Source organism: Novosphingobium sp. FKTRR1, assembly GCF_020404405.1.
Lineage (GTDB): Bacteria > Pseudomonadota > Alphaproteobacteria > Sphingomonadales > Sphingomonadaceae > Novosphingobium.
Map to the genome: position 1 here is coordinate 1 of NZ_JAIZDA010000018.1, position 2,500 is coordinate 2,500.

Below are 2,500 nucleotides of genomic sequence, written 5' to 3' on the forward strand. Positions count from 1 at the left end.
TGAACCTGCGACCTTCAGGTTATGAGCCTGACGAGCTACCGGACTGCTCCACCCCGCGCCGGGGTCGACCGAATGGCGTTGTGCGCCTGGTCGTCTGCCGCACGCCGAAGAGATCGGCGTGCGGAGTTTGTGAATGGGTTTGTTTCTGCAGCGTCGGCTTCAATGCCTGGCGACGCCCTACTCTTCCAACGCTTGAGCGTTAGTACCATTGGCGCAGTCCGGTTTCACGGCCGAGTTCGAGATGGGATCGGGTGGGGCACGGACGCTATGGTCACCAGGCAATGGAGCCGGCGCTGCAGATTTAGATCGATGGTCGAACCTGGACCACACGCTTGCACCTCTCGCTCCTGTCAGGGAGCCCACTCCGGTCAGGGAGCTGGTTGCAAGGGCGGTTCAGATCGATGGAGAAGGTATGTTGTGTCTGGCTGAGTGTCTTGACGACAATCGTCCGTCCATCATGCCCAAGGCAGCGGTTGCTGCGCAGGACTGATATTGATGGTGGAATTCTCAAGCATGAACAGAGTTATTAGGACCGGTTAGCTTCATGCGTTACCGCACTTCCACACCCGGCCTATCAACGTGGTGGTCTACCACGACTCGATGATACCTTATCTTGAGGGAGGCTTCCCGCTTAGATGCTTTCAGCGGTTATCCCGTCCATGCATAGCTACCCTGCTGCGCTCCTGGCGGAACGACAGGTACACCAGAGGCATGTTCACCCCGGTCCTCTCGTACTAGGGGCAACTCCTCTCAAGTATCGACGCCCACGGCAGATAGGGACCAAACTGTCTCGCGACGTTCTGAACCCAGCTCACGTACCACTTTAATTGGCGAACAGCCAAACCCTTGGGACCTGCTCCAGCCCCAGGATGTGATGAGCCGACATCGAGGTGCCAAACGATTCCGTCGATATGAGCTCTTGGGAATCATCAGCCTGTTATCCCCGGCGTACCTTTTATCCGTTGAGCGATGGCCCTTCCACGAGGGACCACCGGATCACTATGACCGACTTTCGTCTCTGCTCGACTCGTCAGTCTCGCAGTCAGGCAGGCTTATGCCATTGCACTCTAACAGACGGTTTCCAACCGTCCTGAGCCTACCATCGCGCGCCTCCGTTACTCTTTAGGAGGCGACCGCCCCAGTCAAACTACCCGCCACAGAGGGTCCCCGAACCGGCTAACGGTCCTGGGTTAGACATCAGAAAACAACAGGGTGGTATTTCACCTATGGCTCCACATCAGCTGGCGCCAATGCTTCAAAGCCTCCCACCTATGCTACACAATTCTTTCCTAATGCCACTCTGAAGCTGCAGTAAAGGTGCACGGGGTCTTTCCGTCTAACCGCGGGTACTCCGCATCTTCACGGAGAATTCAATTTCGCTGAGCATATCCTGGAGACAGTGGGGAAGTCGTTACGCCATTCGTGCAGGTCGGAACTTACCCGACAAGGAATTTCGCTACCTTAGGACCGTTATAGTTACGGCCGCCGTTTACCGGGGCTTCAATTCGGAGCTCTCACTCCTCCTCTTAACCTTCCGGCACCGGGCAGGCGTCAGACCCTATACGTCGTCTTGAAGCCGACTTAGCAGAGTCCTGTGTTTTTGCTAAACAGTCGCTACCCCCTGGCCTGTGCCCCCCACAAGTGCTTGCGCATATATGGGGCCTCCTTCTTCCGAAGGTACGGAGGCAATTTGCCGAGTTCCTTCAGGATACTTCTCTCAAGCGCCTTGGTATACTCTACCTGACCACCTGTGTCGGTTTCGGGTACGGTCTATACGGTGGGGCTATTTCCTGGAACCATTTCGAAGCCACTCCAATCCAATAAGGAATGACAACACACATGATCCGTCACACACCACCAGGCCCACGAATATTAACGTGGTTCCCATCGACTACCCCCTTCGGGCTCGTCTTAGGGGCCGGCTCACCCTGCTCAGATTAGCTTTAAGCAGGAACCCTTGGTCTTTCGGCGACAGTGCATCTCACACTGTTTATCGCTACTCATGTCAGCATTCGCACTTCCGATACCTCCACGACCCATTACCAGATCGCTTCTCAGGCCTACGGAACGCTCCGCTACCGCGTGATCGTAAACGATCACACCCTAAGCTTCGGTGCACGTCTTGAGCCCCGTTACATCTTCGCCGCAGGAACCCTTATTTAGACCAGTGAGCTGTTACGCTTTCTTTAAATGATGGCTGCTTCTAAGCCAACATCCTGGTTGTTTTGGGACTCCCACATGCTTTCCCACTTAGACGTGACTTGGGGACCTTAGCTGTAGGTTAGGGCTGTTTCCCTTTTGACGACGGACCTTAGCACCCGCCGTCTGTCTGCCGGATAAATCTCGTTGGTATTCGGAGTTTGGTTAGTGTTGGTAGATCTCGCGACCCCCGCAACCATCCAGTGCTCTACCCCCAACGGTATACGTCCGACGCTCTACCTCAATAGATTTCGCGGAGAACCAGCTATTTCCCGGTTTGATTGGCCTTTCACCCCTAAAC

Annotated in this window: 2 rRNA genes (1 of these 2 cut by a window edge); both read right to left on the reverse strand. The window is 55.2% G+C overall.

Annotation, left to right across the window (positions count from 1 at the left end):
* Window positions 1–164: 164 nt before the first annotated feature.
* Window positions 165–279, reverse strand: a 5S ribosomal RNA gene (rrf, locus tag LDN95_RS15945).
* A 227-nt stretch (window positions 280–506) separates the two neighbouring features.
* A 23S ribosomal RNA gene (locus LDN95_RS15950) occupies window positions 507–2,500 on the reverse strand (it continues 801 nt past the right edge of the window).